This is a genomic window from Pedobacter sp. GW460-11-11-14-TSB4 (genome assembly GCF_059423705.1).
In genome coordinates this window covers 104,349-121,617 of sequence record NZ_JBWKYI010000014.1, presented here as the reverse complement: position 1 = coordinate 121,617, position 17,269 = coordinate 104,349, and the positions used below count along the sequence as shown (strand labels likewise).

Sequence of the window (17,269 nt, the reverse complement as noted above, 5' to 3'; positions counted from 1 at the left end):
ATCTATGTTTTGTATCGATCTAAATTTTGTGTTAACATAGCTTGTTCTCCTTGTAAAATACGTGTTTTTAATTCATTGTATAAATCGGTTTTATCGGTACCTGTAAAGCCCACCTCTCCCAAATCTTTCCAATTATCGTGGGTTTCTGCCTGATTAACCACTCCCCTCATTGCCTGAACATCTGCACCCAGCTCTTTTTTCAATAGATCTACATTATCCGACCGTTTTTCTTTAGGCGTTTTAGTTCTATCATGCCTGATGGCATCAACCGCAGCCGTAAAGGCTTTCAAAATCGGATTACTTTTATGACCAAAAGTCCTACCTGCTTCGTGCCTGTATTTGTGCAGATTAATTACATAGGCCGAAGGTGCGTGGCTACCGTCCAAAACATCTTTTATAGGATTAATTGGCGGGAAATAAGGTTGCGCTGCCGAATAAATGAGTGCGGCTGCCTGAGGTTGATGATCACCCGTCATTTGATCTCCTTTTGGTATTGGTACACTTCCATAGGTGCCGGCCAAACCTTCTAAGGCATAACGATCTCTGGCATCTGATAAATTTTCTCTTCCTATTAACGACCTCAAAATAGTGGTTAAAGCGATAGAATTTGTCCAAAAATCGCTAGCATATTTTTCCAGATCTGCTTGTTTACTTGGATCTATTGCTCTACCTGTATTGTCATCAACTTTAATGGTATTTAATTTTTGCAGATTTGGCGCTACGCCTGTACGGTATAAATTTTGTGCGGTAACAGCCTGAATATGTTTTGGATCTGTATCCGAAGTTGTATCTATAATATCCTGTAAAAATTTCTCGATAGTAATTGGCTCACTGGCCATCATTTCTACCCGATTCCCTTCGGTACCCCTTATAAAAATTAAATGATGCTCATTGTTTACATCATCAAATGGCTCGGTCCTATCGTACCAGGTATCATCGTTAAAGCCTAATGGTGATTCGCAGTTTGGAGAAAATACGGTTAAAGCAACGGTTGTGTATGTGCCAGCAGGAATTACCGTATGGTTTCGATAGTGATAATAAGGATACATGATGCCGTGAACTACCGACATTCTTGGCCTTACTGTAAAATTGCTCCTGTCGATATAGGTATCTGCCACGGCATCTGGTAGGGTAGAAATATATTGTAAATCATCAGGAACACCTGTTGCCGCTTGCGCTTCTGCCCTACAATCCGTCTTATAATCTGTCCATCTTTCACCACCTGCAGCAAAATCTCCCGACGGTGGGTTAATACTATAATGATAAAAATCTGGTCCAACTTCATTATTTGGTCCACCACCGCCTGGTGGAACATGCGGTGTTATTGGTGTTGCAGAACCAATAGCTTTGGCGGTTTCTGCAAAATACATAGGTCGAGGATCATAAGGTGGTAAGCCAAAAGCCCATGCCGGGCAATTACCAGCCAAATTATTACAGGCACACTCTATATTTGCGGCCATGTGCCAAGGCAAAATCATTGCCCAAGAACCTGTTTCCCCTTTTACATCGGCAGCCCAATCAAATCCAGCATCGTGTTCTCTACAGCCATCATGGGTATGGCAGTTTTCGAACATGGTATATTCCCAAAGTGTCCCAGTAGCTGGATCAATTTCATGATGTATAGCTTCATGCTGGCATGTATCGCAATTAGGTCCGCAAGCGCCTCTACATTCAGACCCACTGGCTAGTGGTGGTTTTTTTTGATAAGCTTCTAAAGGTCCACCTAACCTGGGACCAGGGCCATATGAACCACTTCCAGGAGCACCTGTTGCGCTCCAATCCCAGCTTCCACCATTTTGCGATGGTAAATAATGCAAGGCTCTTAAAATACCACATAATCCTGAAATCAACGGGCAATCATCTGTAAAACCCTCACTTCGATCTATAGCCAATCCAATATTATCAAAAGGAATACCGGTTAAAGTTGGTGTAGCTACGCTTACACCTGTAATTCCAACGCCAGGAACACCGCTAATGCTACCCGATAAACCAAGTGAGGCCGCAGCATCACCATGCCATTCGTAAGGTTGCCAGTATATCCGGCATAGGTTAAAGCCAAGCACGCTCAGCTGCGCATAAGCACCGGCAAATAAATCAGCAGCGACACCAAAATCCAGATCTACATCAGGGCTGGCCGTAATGGTACCTCCGCCATATGATAATGAACCACCAATGTGTGTGGTTTGCATGCCGATAGCTCTAACAAATACAGCCGGACCACCTTCGGCACTTAAAAGCGGAATACTTACCGGTACAGGCACTGGCCCAACTGGTATAATTCCACTTAAACTAAGCTCACCTTTTATTCCTCCCCGCAATTCTGCACCTAATGATAAAGCACTGGTAATGCTGATACCACCGCTGATGCTGTAGTTACTGGTTAAAGGATTGATTAAAATATGTGTCGGGTCGAAACAAATTGGCCCGATCTGAACCTGAACTTCTGGTGTAATGCTTCCTGTAATGCCGACTTCGCCCGAAATGAATACATCAGGAGCGATTGGCATGGCAAAAATCGGGATCATTAAATCTTCCTCTATAGCATCGAGCGTAAACTGTTGACTATGTCCATCCAACGGGCAACCACCAGGAATATCAATTTCCAAACCACTGGTGGTTATTCTTACGTCAACACCTAAAGCATCGGCCAATGCCTGGGCTGCCTGTCCGGCTTCGGTTGCCAGCCAGTCTATTGCTTCTACGCCTGCGTCATAAACCGTTCCGGCGGCATCTGCTACAGCTCCTGCAGCTGCACTGGCCGTATCGGCAACAGCACCAGCTGCATCGCTCAGTCCTTCTCCTACGGCATCAACACCGCCGGCAACATCCCCTGTAAATTCATCCCAACTGTAGCGCTGTATATCGGGCGAAGCCCCTTGCTGCATCGTATGCGTTAACTCATGTGCCAGTAAAAACCTTCCGCTTTGCGAATTTGGATTATACTCACCTTTGTTAAAATAAATATTATTGCCAACGGTAAATGCCCTAGCATTTAAACTATCGTTCAATTTCGCAGAGTAAGAAGTATCATGAATCCTCACGCCCGAAAAATCACCTCCCATTTTACTGCCTAAATCGCGGCTCACGTCTCCGGGTAAGGTGGTACCGGCACCTTTCGTTGCGTTAATACCCAATTGCACACCCGATGGCGCAATTCCTCCTGCCGCAGAAGCCGATTCTGATTTGGCCTGTAATACCTCGGGTTGATCTATATCTTTTAACTCTTCTGGTTTACGCGATACTTCTTCTTCGTGCTCACAACTACATTTGCGCTGAAGTTTATTTTCTGGTGTTACCTTCTCCTTTTTCGATACTTTTTCTTTCTCTGCACAACTGGCGCATTTACGTTGGAGCTTAGTTTTTTCTTTACGAGATGCTTTTTCTTTATCTGCACAGGTTGCACATTTACGCTGTACAGCAGGCCTGGCAGCCAACCTCATGATGCTGCTTTCCTTACGGGAAACTTTTTGTTCCTGCTCACAACCCGAGCATTTTCGTTGTACCTGCATAGCAGATAACGAACCACCGGTACCAGCCATGGCAAAGCCCGCATTCGATGGCATCCGCATGACCCTTTCTGCAACCTGATCGGCTTCTTTCTCCTGCGGATCGTTTGCAGCCCCAACCTTCAGCTTGGTTTGGATAGCACTATTCCCTGGCCTGCTGTGTGTTACAGACCTGGATGGAGAATTTCGATATGCCAATATGCTGCTCATGCCTATAATGTTCGCCCTGATTTTTTTAATTCGCGTTTAACGCCTTCAATAATATCTTTTTGCCTGATTTCTTTTCCCCCTTCTTTAAGCATCTGCATGGTGGCATACTGCACCACGTTAATAATTACACCACCGGTAAGTTCAAATTTCTGGGCAATCTCATCGAGGTTTATCTTTGCTTCCATTTTTGTAAATGGCGAAAAGCCCTGTTCCCAGAGCAGGGCCCGCTGACTGGCCTCTGGCATCGGAAATTCGATTACTGATTGAAAACGGCGCAAAAATGCCTGATCGATATTTTGTTTAAAATTACTGGCGAGAATAACCAGGCCATTGTGGTCTTCAATCCGTTGGAGCAGGTAACTGGTTTCCTGATTTGCATATTTATCCCTTGCATCGCTTACATTGGTACGTTTTCCGAAAAGCGCATCAGCTTCATCAAAAAACAATATCCAACCCTGATTTTCGGCAGCATCGAATACCTTGGCCAGGTTTTTACCGGTTTCGCCAATATATTTGCTTACTATCCTGCTTAAATCGATGCGATAAACCGGTAAATTATGCTTTTTACCCAAAACAGCGGCTGCTAAAGATTTCCCTGTGCCGGGCTGACCGTAAAATAACGTTCTGAAACCGGGTTTTATCTTATGTTTCAGCCCCAGATCGTTCATCATGGTCGGGCTATGCTGTAACCATGCATTTAACAGCTCCAGGTGTTCGCGGGTATGCTCGGGCAAAACCAGATCGCCATATTCCATATTGGTTTCGATCAGGTGAGCCGGAAAATCAGTTGAAAAACGGGGTTTGCTTCTTTCGCCTGTGGTAAACTCTTCGAACCAGTTTTTACTAATGTGTAATGGGATACTCGAAATAGGTTCACCAGGTGGAAGCGGCTCATACTCCAGTACATTTAAGGCGAAAAGCGGATTTCGGGCATCAAATAATTTCATCAGATCAAAGCGCAGCATTAAATTATCGGAAGCAAGCAAAAACAAAAAAGTTTCGGCTGTGGGTAAAAAACCACTAAAAACGTTTCCTTTTTTACCGCCAAATTCCGTAAATATCTGCCCGGTTTGTGGATTGTTCACCAGGAAAATATCCAGGCATTGTGGTTTTATCTGACTCACCATGGAAAGGAAAAGCAAAAAACGCTCGGCAAATTTAAACTGATACTTAGCCAGAAACCTCGCATAACTACTATCGAAATTGCTTAAATCGGGCGGGTGGGCATCAAAAATACGGGTACCAGCAGCCACATTACCGGCATTAATGGCGCTACGCAACTGCAACACTTTTTCAAACCAGTTTAATTCGGCTAAAAGTGCATCTGCATTTGCCTGCAGGTTATTGTTTACCAGTTCAGGTTGATTAAATAGTTGTTCCATGGTAAGCGTATTATTGATATCGGCCAGGGCAAAGTGTCTAATAAAACATCAAAACCCTTTTTTTCTACATATAAATGGTAATCGCCGGCACGGAAAATTAAACTTCCGTCACGTTTTAAAAAGGTATCGGTAAAACCCTGTACCGTTGTTGATCCAAGTTTCGACCAATGTTGAATTACTGTCCTTTTTAATTCGTTGGCTTCTGCGAGTTCTTCTTCCGTAAAGGTGATCTCGTGTAGATGGATTACCGTTTCAGGATCAGCACCACACAATATTTTATTCAAAACCAACAGCGTTTCGTCTTCGGGCATTTCGTTGTAAATTAAATAATGCAAGTATACAATGGCTTTATTCATAGCCTTTTCATCAATAAATGCATGGCCATTTAACAACTGCAGAAAATTGAACAGGTTTTTAAAATATGGATAAAGCAAAACCAAACCTGCATTTTCGATTAAAACCGAAGCTTCCTTTTTAATTTCACCAGTTTTTTTCGGATTGACTAAGTCTTCCTTTTCTTTAAATTTTGGTTTAATTGCTGTTACATCCTGCTGCTTATGAATGGCAGCGATTAAATTATTAAACCGTTCGATTATTGTTATAGCCTCATTTTTAAGCACGGCAGCGGTAACTGCCAATTTTAAACTTGTTATTAATTTAGCTTTTAATGCCGGATTTTCCTGAACCAGGTTAAAAAGCCACAGGCCAAAATCATCGATTTCAATACTATTTTTTTCTTCTTCTAAAGCACCGAACCAGACTTCAAGTATTACATGATATAAATGAGCATTAATATTTGGTTCTAAATATTTTAAAATTGAAATATCTGTTTTAAAATTATGAAGCTGGTAAAAAAACAACTGCCTGTTTACCAGCTGCATTAATCTTTTATAACTAAGGGTATTACGTTTTATGAGCTGGATAAACTGGCTGAAAATTTGTCGATCGTTATTAAAAAGTTTGACTAAAACCGCGGCAGGCTTAAATGCTGTTCCATCAGGCAGCCACCAGGGTTTTAAACCGGTTTGACAATAAAAGGCTAAGGATTCATAATTATCGGCCTCTGCTGCGCGATCAGGTAAAACAGATTGATCTTTTGCAAAAAGATTCTCTTGACGTGCTAAGTGCTTTATAAATGCCTGAACCTCCGGTCCAAGAATATCAATATTAACTTCTTTATGATAATTCTGGTTTCTAAAATAAGTACACACCTGAATAACAATCTGTTCTTCAATATTTTGAATCAGTTTATCTAAAGATAAATTTCCCAGATCTATATTTAACTGATCGATGCGAATGGTTTGGTTGAATGCAAATTCATCAAAGATAGAATTGAAAATATCGGGCAATCTTGTTTTACAAAAATCGCCGATTTCTGCCTGCACCTTTTCCCAATCCTGTTGACTGGCAACAGTGAGCAACATTTTTTGCGATTGGATGAGGTGTTTATTCATCACATTATTTTTTTCCTAAATCAAAATTTTCAACAACATCTTCGTCAACAATTTCAGTATCTCTTTCTTGTCTTCCCTGAGGTGCAATTCCTTCCATTACAATATGGTATTTGCCTGGATTTAAATTAAAACTGTATTTGTTTCCTGTAAACTCACCCTGCTGTATCGGTGCGCCAGCAGCATCTGTGATTGTAATTTTAAACTGTTTAGCATAAGCCACGTTACCACTTAATTCGTAAGTATCCTGACCAATACGTCCAACGCCAATAAAGAAAGTAATCAAGGCTGTACCTACCTCATTACCGGTTTCGCTTTCGATAACGGCATACTCCAATTCATCTACAGCAACTACCGATCTTCTGGCACGGCTATCTTTTGCAACCTTTTCCGGGTCGAGGGTATATACCAAAATCTGTTTATTCAGGTTTGGTTTAGGTTCATAAACTTCTTCCTCAAATTTTACCGATCCCAAATTGGGCCCGTTTTTAACAATAACCTTATAATCGCCGGGATGGTAAAGATTATTGAGTACCTGTATTTTAGCGGTATTAATTCTGCTTGGAGTATAGACCACAAAACGCGAAATGGGCGCTACCAAAGGTGTAAGTTCTTTATTGCGGTAATCTTTTGCATCGCATTCGCAACAGCCATCATCTTCGTAAAGTGTAAAATCGGCAATCACGTTATCGGCAATGTTTGGCAATCCTTCCCTACCTATTTCTTCTACCAGTTTATCATACTGTTCGTTAAAACTGGCTTCGAACTTGCTTAAATAATCTCCTCTTTTTCGCTTTCCCGTAACAATGATTTCTTCAAGCTCTTTTTCTCTGCCTTTTTCTACAGCTTTACGTTTTTCTGTAAGCACTTTTAAATGACCTTCGTATTCTTTTAAAGCCTCGGCCTCTTCTTTTCTGGCCTTTTCGATCACTTCTTCGCTGACTTTAAGTTTTTCTGCCAGCTCTGATTCCATAGTCCCGGTAAGTTCCTTCAGCTCTTTTGTTTTGTCGGCTTCGGTATTTTTCCTTAATAAGACTATTCTTTCTTTGTATTCTTTTTCGAGTGCTTCAGTTTTAACAGCATCTTCGCCTGTAGATTTTAAACTTCTTATTTTATTTTCAAGCTCGCTTTTTATGGCTAATTCTTCTTTCTTGATTTCATCAGCTGTAAACACTTTACGCTTATTAATTTCTTCGATCCTACCTGCTAAAGCTTCTTTATACTGGATTTTAACCTGGCCAAGTTCGTTTTCATGTTCCTCTATGCGTGTTTTTATTTCAGCGGACCGGGTTTCATAATTTGCCTTCACCGTTTTTTCAGCCTTCGTGATTTCTGCTATTTCAGTCTCTTTATGCGTAACTGGCACGGCCACTGGTGCTTTGCCAATAGTTTGGTATTCGATTTCACGACCTGTATGGTAGAGCAATAACAGCGTATTGCCCTTATTTACACCGGCCAAATGTTCTACCGCACCCGCCCTTCTGATATAATCATAAAACGAAATATTTGTACCGAGGCTTTTGTTCCGCTGCGACCTGATATCGGTTAAAGTACCAATATTGATATAAGGCCTGATCATAAATACATTTAGCGCCCTGTGCACAATGGTTGCCGCCATGAGATAAGCCATCAGTTCTACATTGCCCTCGTTATTAATGATTTTGACCATGAGTTTCATTCCCTTCACATAAAGCGAAATTAAACCTGTATACACCGATTTGAAACGGTTTTCGTCAAAGTCGGAAAATTCCAGGGTGAGGGTGGCAATCAGTTCTTCAATGTTATCGTTAAACTGGGCAACCATATTCAACGCATCACGCTGCAGGTCATTGGGCGTTTCTTCCAGTCTTCCTTTACTGTTATTTATTCTGGAATAATTGGCTTGGTTTATCCGTTCGTTAACCATGCCGGCTTTAATAAAAACATTGTTGATGTTGCCGAAAGTAGATGTTTTTTCTGTCTGGCCGTTTGTATCGTTAAAAGTTTCGTTTCCGCCAGCTTTTGCATTAAAACGGGTTTCTTTTTTGGTATTTACACCAACAACGGCATCTTTTGCCGCATCTTTTACATCATCAAACCTTGCGATCATTTTTTCGGCCAGGGTACTGTATTTGATCAGGTTATTGAGATAATACAGCATTACGTTCCGCCACACCAGGTACTGCGAATCGAGATCGGGATAACGGCAAATGTTTTTTGTTGTTCCTCCCTCGCCCATAAAGATGGAACGTACCTTAAAAGGAAGGTTCAGGTTACGCTGTAGTCTTTCATACTGTTTTACTGCCACATCTTCTTCAATGGCCAGGTGACCTTCCATCCTAAAAAATGTGGTGTCAGAAAAATTGTAAAGCAATGGTGCCTCCAGTTTGCTTTTACCGTAAGTCTGTAAATTTAAGGGCAGTTGATAATGGTAGCTGAGCGGTTTGCCATTATCGCAGCCATGGCATAAAGATTCGTTCCAGTAAGTTTCAAAATCGGCAATACCGCGGTCGAAGTAAATCGGCAAAGCCCTTTTGCCTATATTTTGCCACTTTTCTTTACTCGGGGTAGCCAAAATACCGCGGTCGTTTTTTTCGTTCTGGCTATCGTAAAAACCTGTTAACATGTTCAGGGTTCTTCCGAAAACCGTAACCAGTTTTTTGCTCCAGTCTTTATATTCGTTAAATAACGGCGAGTATTCAAACTCCTGACGAAAAACAGATGGCGGACAGGTATCGCTACCCAACATTAAATGCATAGGGAAAGCATCTTCATCGGGCAAACAAACACTGTTGAGGTGCATGGCGATGCAGCGCAACTCTTCGTACGATTTTATAATATCTTCAAAGGCATCGTACACGTATTGAAATCCATAAGCCTTACCGCTTAGGTACTGCGCAGAAAGTTCGATCAGTTTTGCCTCCCATGTGGCGCGTATGCTATCAAAATCGTAATTGGGAAAATGGCGAGTCAGTGCCGGCAGTTCACTATAAATAATCGCCAGTTGTTTGGTGAGCTTCTCTAGTATTGCCGCAACCGGACTTAGATAAGTATTAACCAAAGCAGGGTAATTAGCTGCAGCAATTGGTGTAATTAAAGCCCTTGGATAATCGATCGTTTCCAACTCATACAGAGCAGGATACATAGCGCCGCCTTTATTTTTATTTGAGGTATTGATATTGATCAGATCGGTTCTTTTGATCAGCAATTTGCGGATAGTAAAGGTATTTTCTTTACCAAGGTCATCGCAGCTTTTGCCCAAACAGCTTTTAAGGTCGCGGGCTGCCGATTCCAAAAATAAAACCACTACATAATCGCTCAAAACCAATGCACCAGTAATTGGGCCGGCTCCCATGGCAGCCGCATTTTCTGCGGTAACCAATTCTAAAAGCGGGGCATTATTAAAATATTTATAATCTAAGCCATCGGGTAAGGTATAAGGTTTATAGTGTGTTAAATCGCAATCGCCAAGTGAAATGAGAAAACCCCATGAAGTTACGCCGAGCCCTTTTGAAATGTGTACGGTATTTTCGCCGTAGCTTGCATGTAGACCACAAACGATCCCCCTGCCGATCAATCTAATCCTGGTTAACCTGCTTTCCTGAAACAAAAACTGCTGTGTATTATTCAGCTGACCTGCTGTTAGTACCTGATTTTCTTCAAAAACCGTTGTTTTATTAATGAGTTCCATAGCTAGATTAGTTAAAAAATACCAATGTTAGTTTGATTTAGGATTAATGGATTTTTCTGCACTTCGTTTTCGTTACAGCTATGCAGTTTGCCGGATGGATAAACGCTTCTTAAACCCTGAATTGCTTCTATAAAGTTTTTCAGCGCTTTTACCCTTTCTGCGTCTCCTGGACTGCTTGTATTGATCTGGATCAGCCAGTTTTTATAGGCTGTTTCGAACTGGTTCATCTGTAAGGGGTTTACCCAGCATACATTGAGTACTACATGTGCCGGGCATTCTTCTCTCAGCGTTTTTTCAATAAATGTTCTGAAATTCCGTTCCCTGAAACGGTTTGGCCAATAAGGTAATACCGCGGTCATCACGAAACTGTAGGTATCGGCAATTTTGCATTGCACACAATCTACATCCGTGTGGATATCCAATAAAGTATCAAAATCACGTTTTTTAGGTCTTAAGAGTAGATGTTCGATCAAATGTAGTCCTTCACGATCGATAAATATCCTGTTAAAGAAATTCACCATATCCAGTCTGGCCAATTTTTCCATACCGGCCCTGATGATAATGGTTTTAGGCGTTACATTTTTGATTTCGAACAATTTGGTGTAGCTCAATTTTGGCGCTACCACAAAATCGAGCAGGATATCCGAAATAATAGTGGTCTTATTATTGGCAAAACTGATGTTCAATATTTCGAATTCAGTTCTCTCTGCTGAAGGTATAATGAAATTCATTTTATCACCTATGCGCAGCCTGTTGGTTAAATCGCTGCCGGTAACAGTAAGCTTGCGGCCATTTTCGAATATATAAGCGTTAAATGTTTCGCTGAAGCTTAATTTACCATCAGGATAATTATTTGGTAGTGTTTCATTAATTTCTACTTTAATATTTGGCCCAAGGGCCACCGTATTTTTCACGGTATAAGTGCCATTATTGGATAGAGAATCAACAATATTAACTACTGGAGAGGCTGTGCTGTCTTCAATAATTTCAGCCAGCTGATGGTTATAATTCTTGCCTTTATGTTTGCCCAATGTTTCGCCGTAAATATCGAATATTTCGAAATGGTAATTTGGATCGTACACTGTTACATTTTCGGGCACAAAACGATAATAATCTTCATCTGAAGCGAAACGGATAAATTTCCAAAGTAAATTTGCAATGGTATTACTGGTGGTTTCCGCAGCATCAGCACCTTTTACTTCCGGGCCTTCAACCTCTCCGGTGATGATTACTTTTCTACCTGCATCTTCTGTTGGCAAATCGAACAGTTCATATTTAATCGTATGCAATGGCGGCGTTGTAGTGCCATCTACGGTGTGAGAAGTAACCTCGAAATAATTAAATATGGGCGCAGCTAAATTTTTACGATTGCTTAAAATATTACCACATAATTCTTTAGTACATAGATCACTATGACTATTAATTAACGTATTGCTATCGGCTTTAGTTAATGCGGTATTTTTACTTTTTGCGATAACTTTTTGTTCAATTAAATCGGCATAAAGCAAAACCTGGAATTTGCCCGCAGCAGTTCCTGCGATTATCTTATAATTATTGATGTGTACGGCAGCACTGATCAGTTCTTCCATTGCGGCTTTTGCCAATAACTGATCATTAAAACTATTGATGCCTTCGAAAAGGATTTTTGTAGATACTTTGGTATCGATGCTCCATTTATTGCTTACAGGCAGGATCCTGAAAGCATTAGAAAAATGTAAATCATCAGTTTTTTTAGCATCAATCCCAAGGAGCATACCCACACGTTTTTCGTAACCTGAAACATTTTGATAAAACCAGTTCAGTTCATTTTTGTAATTAAAAGCCTTCCCGCGATTACTGCTGATTTCGGGATAGGCATTTAAAAATGAAAGTTTATCTTTAATCAGTTCCGCCCCTGCTTTTTGTCCCTCGTTGGTATAAGCAATGAGTGCATAATCGCTAAACTGTTCACAAAAACGCGCCAAAAGATGATCGAGAAACCGGTTTTTACGCTTTTCGTAAACGCTTTTACTTTCGGTAATGCCCTGTAGCCTGGTTGCGTAATCATTTACGAAAATCTTTTGATCTGTAGCATGGGGCACGATATCGGCATGCACGGCTGTTTTTATTAAAGACTCACTGAAGTAAGTTTTATTCAGCAAAGGCTGACCAAATTCATCAAGTTCCTGGTTTAGGCTAAACAAGGCTTTTAAACCGTTTATCTGCTGCAGGTAATTGTACAATAACTGATCGAAAAAAGAAAGGAAACCTTTAAACTGCTTGGCCTGTGCCAATCGCAGGTTTCTTTCATCATCTACAGTTGGTAAATTAGGAATACCTTCACTGCCTACACCATATATTAAAGGAAAATCTTCCTGTACAGAGGTGTAATCAGTTATTTCACGCCAGTTCCCGATGGGCAAAGCCCTATCCAGAATTGGATTTTCGGGGTAACGTTTTCTTGCGGTTGCGAAAAGTCCCCTGTATCTGGCTTCCATTTCATGCTGATCGAAAGCAAAAGGAAGTTTGTGTTTGAAAAACGACAAATTGGAAAGCTCGGTTGATAACCTTGGCACATAAAATTTATCGATGGCTAATGAAAGGCACCATTTTACACTTTTTTGGGTAATATCATTACTGCCATTATCTTCAGGGAAATTAGCCAGCTGCAAACCACTAACGGATTGCACCACCTGTTTACCATCAATTTTAACATCCATAATAATCCTGATCAGATCACTTACATGGATGGTACATTGCTGTTCAGAAGCATTTAACTCGTCATCATCGATAAAACCATGTGTTAAAGCAGGTCCGTCGAAAATTTCTTCAGTAGTTTTGCCTTTATTTTTCATATCAGGTAAACTGTAAAAATATACATCCGGAGAAAGAAACTGCGCCAGCTGAAAATAGATTTCGGCAGCAACAGTAGCAGCATCAACAAAAGGATCGATCTCAATATCGCCGCATATTGCTATTTCTTCCACTTTTAAAGCCCGGGTTTGGAAATAATCCTCGCATAGCGGTCTGTTATCATTTAACCTGTCTTCTGCCTTTTTAATGATGTTTTTAATGATGGCTATTTTGCGTTTATAACTTTGTAACAGTCCATTTGGCGCATCAAAAATGAAATGATTCAGTTCAGTATCTATTTCGCTCAAACCGGTAATGGCTACAGGTACCCCAGCCACTTTCTTGGTTCCTGCAAGTGTAACCGTATGATCCAGATCGTTACTATCAATCAATTCATATCCTGTCGGAAGTTTCTCAGCCTTGATTTTAAGACTTTTAATGTTATTGATAATGTTTGTATCACTATTAAAATCTATAGTAAGATCATCCCAGCGGGGAAAATGGATGGTTACATTAATTTCTACACCTTCCAACCATAAATCGCTGCTAAAATTATTAATGATGTAGGTTCCTTCCATGGCATTGGAGTTTAAATCGCCATAAATAATGGATTGATCAAACTCGATCAGGAAATTATACAGGCCCTTTACAAAATAACCTGTCCCATCTGTTGCGGTAGGGAAATACTCCAGTTTTTGTTGTGCCTGGTTTACGTAAATTTTCATTTCGGCATCCTCAGCAGGAATCACCCAGGCGTTTTTTATGCCCAAAGTTTCCTGATCAACCTGTACGGCCACATCCATTAACAGTTTCCTGAAATCTTTAATGGTAACCGGCGCATTATGCAGAATCTGCCTTGCGGTAAAAAAGTTATGAAAATCGACCTGGTCAATATTGGGATTATTGGCCAGCAGATCCTGCATATCGAAAGTTAAACGGTAACCCAGGTCGGTTATGGCATAACACAGTGCTTCAAGCGTAGTGATACCCGGATCGTGCAGGTTATAATCAGTCCAGTTTTGCTGGCTCAAAGCCTGTATCCGGTTAATACCCATTTCCCGCAGTTTATCAAACTGCATGCTTTCCTGTTGAGGACTGTTTTTCGATATGGTTTTTAAATCGCTCATTTAATTACAACCGCATTCGTTAACGGGAACAAATTCACCTTTTGCTATAATGGTATTATCATTGCAATCCACACAATCGCAATCGGGATTGCTGATTCCGGCAATGTCGTTGATGTTGATAATGGAGTGATCGGGATAAGCAGTTAAAATACTTGCTGCTGTAGCTGTTTCTGCTGTTTCCAAATCTTTCGACGAGATATCTTCCAATCCTGCAGGCCGGTAGAGGTACATTTTAAAACAGGTAATATAATCTACATAAGCCAACTTCTCCAGCTGATAGATGATGGTCGATTTTTCTATTTTACCACCAAATTCCATTTGAATGGAAGCATTGCCTGTCCAGGGGGCCAAAAGCAACCTGATCTGGTTTTTAAGTTGTGGGAGGTAAATATTTTCTTCGTAACCGTCTCTCAGTTTTACATGGAAATGCAGCTTTATTTCTTCAAAAATTGGGTTCTGAACATTCAGCCTCGCAAATGCCGAATTGGTTTTGGCCAGGTATGCTTTAATCATTTCCAAAGTATTTTTAGAAACCTTTGGTTTTAACGGGTTTGGCGCATTGCTGATGGCTATATCAGGTACGGCAATAATGGTTACATCGCCCGGCGACAAAGCGTTGTAGCTGCTCACGTTACCGTTGTAAAAAGTATGGTTAATGCATTTGGTGGTATACACATTGGGAAATTGTGCCAAAATAAGGCGTTCGTAATCCCACTGGGTGATGGCCCTTCTTTTATGCCTTAATATTTCGCTCACACGCAAATGATAATCGTTGGCATTTTCGGTTCCTTTTCCATCAAAAGAACCATAGGGCTGTACTACTTTTTTTACTGCATTATCGGGGTCTTTTAATTTTGAAATCACGCCTGCTTCGATGGCAATTTTTTCGGGCACCACGTCATTGTAAACTTCAAATTCGGCTTCTGCAGCCTGGGTTGTGATGGAAATAATATCGCATACGGCAGCGGCATTTGCAGTTACCGCAGCCCTGATCCATAACAGGCCATTTGCCAGGAGTGTATTATCAGTATTTACGGTTTTAGGAATATTTAAGGTAACAATGCCCGTGGTTAAAAGTCCGTTGGTTTGTTCTCTTAAAATGTTTATTTTTTCAAATTCTATCCAGATATTATGCTGAAGATAGGCCCATTTGATTATTGCCTTATCAAAATCAGGATTGGCACTACCCTCGCTTACCTGAAACAGCAAACTTAAATTCTGCGGTACAATAGCATCACTTAAACCCATATACAGTTCACCTTCATTAGGTTTAACAGGAAGCAACTGTACGGCACCATGGGTAAACGGATGCGCTTCGGCAAGGCCGAAAGGTTCGATAAAATAAAACCGGTGTATGCGGTTATCATAAGTTGATTTAACATCAGCACTTACCGAAAGATCTATTGTTGCTGCACTGCTATAATCGATTGTTAAATTCTGAATGAGCGGCAAATAGGGTGGATTGGGCAATTTAGGTACCGTGGTTTTGCCTATAACAGCTGTACTGAATACCAGCTGATAATCAGCCTGGCCAAATGTACCTTTGGTGAATTTAAGTTTTAAATAACCGCGCTCGGTTTCGAGGTTATAAGCATCGTTTACTTTGGTGTTGTAATCTGCTTCAAAATCAGCTGGTATACTTAAATCTGTTGAAAACAATGCATTGGGTGCATCGCCATCTGCTGCAGTAAAAAGTGCAACCTCTGGCGCTGTCGAATTGATCCAATTGCGGTGTAAAAGAAAGGAAACTTCGGCTTTAAAATCGCTGTTTTTAACGTAAGTGGATTTATCACGTCCGTTACTGTCGTTAGCCAGATTAACATAGAGATCGTAGTATGTGGCAAAAGTAACGGCAGGTAAACCTAAATATTCGAAATTCAACCTTAAGCTGCTGAGGTTATGCTGAAAAACCTCGTTGCTGCCTACATAAAAATTGGCACCTACACCTGGTACCGGACCAAAAATCTCCATGGGTTTAGCGGCATCCAGCTTACCCAAACTGTTTTGTACGAATAGGTTTTTTACGCCCTGAACATCCGTTTTAATAGCTACGCTATCAATTGCAGCAAAGGTTAAACCGGCATAAAGGTTTGGTGCCGGTAGTAATTCCACTTTTAATACCGGGAAATCGGTCCTGAAATCCTCTACATGAAGTTTTTGACTATAATCGACCAGTTTAGGTATGCTTTCGTCGGCGAAGAGTACCATTTCGAGCAAGCCAGGATTGGGAAATGTTACCGAAGTAATTTCTACTGTTGTCCATCCTTTTTCTGCGGTAATACTGGCCTTAAAATTTTCGGGTTTAATTACCGGCGCTACCAGATAAGGTGCATGATAGCTAAATGACAGGGTTATTTTACGTTTTCCTTCGGCCATCCTGAATAAAGGAGAACTGATGGCAAAACCGATATTGGCGGGAGGCCGCGTTTCGTTACCAAATGTATCCCAGCTGCCATCTTGGTTTACCACTTCTGCACCAATGCCATCGCCCGAATTTGCAACCGGCGAAGCCTTAATCCTTGACTTTTCCGTCTGATCAACCAAAATAGATTTAATACTGGCTACCTGTGCATGGCTAAAGCTAAAATCAGACAGGAGTTTATAAAATTGCTCCTGTTTTTTACTGTTTTTACCCGCCTTAAATTCCGTTTTATCGTTTAAAACATATTGCGATATGTGTTTGGCCAGCGCTACAATGAGGTATACTTTATCGGGGGCGGCAGCCTTTTTTTCAAAACCCAAAACGGTTTCGAAGAAATAATCCAAATGTTTGCCGGTAAACTGGTTAAGGTCTTTTTGAGCAATGGCATATAATTCGAGGAAAGAATCGAAAAGCGCCAGATGGGGTTCGGAAGTACCATCTTTTTTTAATTCATCTATATTGAAAACACTTTGCCAGTCGGTTTTTTTCTCCAGCCCATCATAATAATAGTAATTGATATAGGCTGCAAGGTTATCGCAAAACTGATAAAGGCTTTTTTTATCTCTTTCATCAATAGCAATAAAAGATGTATCCAAGGCTTTGGGTAAGCGGTTTAAACGGTTGGTTCCGTTTCTTGGGTCATTATTTTTATTGCAGTTGGTACTCATT

Annotated in this window: 6 protein-coding genes; all 6 read right to left on the bottom strand. The window is 40.8% G+C overall.

The window, feature by feature from the left end:
- Window positions 1–2: 2 nt before the first annotated feature.
- The 6 genes from AC07YT_RS15235 to AC07YT_RS15210 are packed head-to-tail and all read right to left on the bottom strand — an operon-like array spanning window position 3 to window position 17,268.
- Window positions 3–3,716 (bottom strand): eCIS core domain-containing protein, encoded by a 3,714-nt coding sequence (locus AC07YT_RS15235; protein ID WP_086545868.1) that lies wholly within the window; start codon window positions 3,714–3,716, stop codon window positions 3–5.
- 2 nt (window positions 3,717–3,718) lie between these two features.
- Window positions 3,719–5,098, bottom strand: coding sequence for an ATP-binding protein (locus AC07YT_RS15230; RefSeq protein ID WP_494945391.1), 1,380 nt, complete (start codon window positions 5,096–5,098; stop codon window positions 3,719–3,721).
- The gene (locus AC07YT_RS15225) at window positions 5,065–6,552 is read right to left on the bottom strand and encodes a contractile injection system tape measure protein (protein WP_086545867.1); all 1,488 of its coding nucleotides are present in this window, start codon (window positions 6,550–6,552) and stop codon (window positions 5,065–5,067) included. The genes AC07YT_RS15230 and AC07YT_RS15225 overlap by 34 nt, the downstream gene beginning before the upstream one ends.
- 4 nt (window positions 6,553–6,556) lie before the next feature.
- Window positions 6,557–10,219, bottom strand: a complete 3,663-nt coding sequence (locus tag AC07YT_RS15220; protein WP_086545866.1) for a hypothetical protein — start codon at window positions 10,217–10,219, stop codon at window positions 6,557–6,559.
- An 11-nt stretch (window positions 10,220–10,230) separates the two neighbouring features.
- Window positions 10,231–14,178 carry a baseplate wedge protein gene (locus AC07YT_RS15215; RefSeq protein ID WP_086545865.1) on the bottom strand — a complete coding sequence of 1,316 codons (3,948 nt, stop codon included), beginning with the start codon at window positions 14,176–14,178 and terminating at the stop codon, window positions 10,231–10,233.
- Window positions 14,179–17,268, bottom strand: coding sequence for a baseplate J/gp47 family protein (locus tag AC07YT_RS15210; RefSeq protein WP_086545864.1), 3,090 nt, complete (start codon window positions 17,266–17,268; stop codon window positions 14,179–14,181). It abuts the gene before it with no gap.
- Window position 17,269 lies beyond the last annotated feature (1 nt).

Bases quoted from the DNA above. Each gene is read 5' to 3' on its own strand.
- AC07YT_RS15235 (WP_086545868.1), bottom strand. From the start codon at position 3,716: ATGAGCAGCATATTGGCATATCGAAATTCTCCATCCAGGTCTGTAACA.
- AC07YT_RS15230 (WP_494945391.1), bottom strand. From the start codon at position 5,098: ATGGAACAACTATTTAATCAACCTGAACTGGTAAACAATAACCTGCAG.
- AC07YT_RS15225 (WP_086545867.1), bottom strand. From the start codon at position 6,552: ATGAATAAACACCTCATCCAATCGCAAAAAATGTTGCTCACTGTTGCC.
- AC07YT_RS15220 (WP_086545866.1), bottom strand. From the start codon at position 10,219: ATGGAACTCATTAATAAAACAACGGTTTTTGAAGAAAATCAGGTACTA.
- AC07YT_RS15215 (WP_086545865.1), bottom strand. From the start codon at position 14,178: ATGAGCGATTTAAAAACCATATCGAAAAACAGTCCTCAACAGGAAAGC.
- AC07YT_RS15210 (WP_086545864.1), bottom strand. From the start codon at position 17,268: ATGAGTACCAACTGCAATAAAAATAATGACCCAAGAAACGGAACCAAC.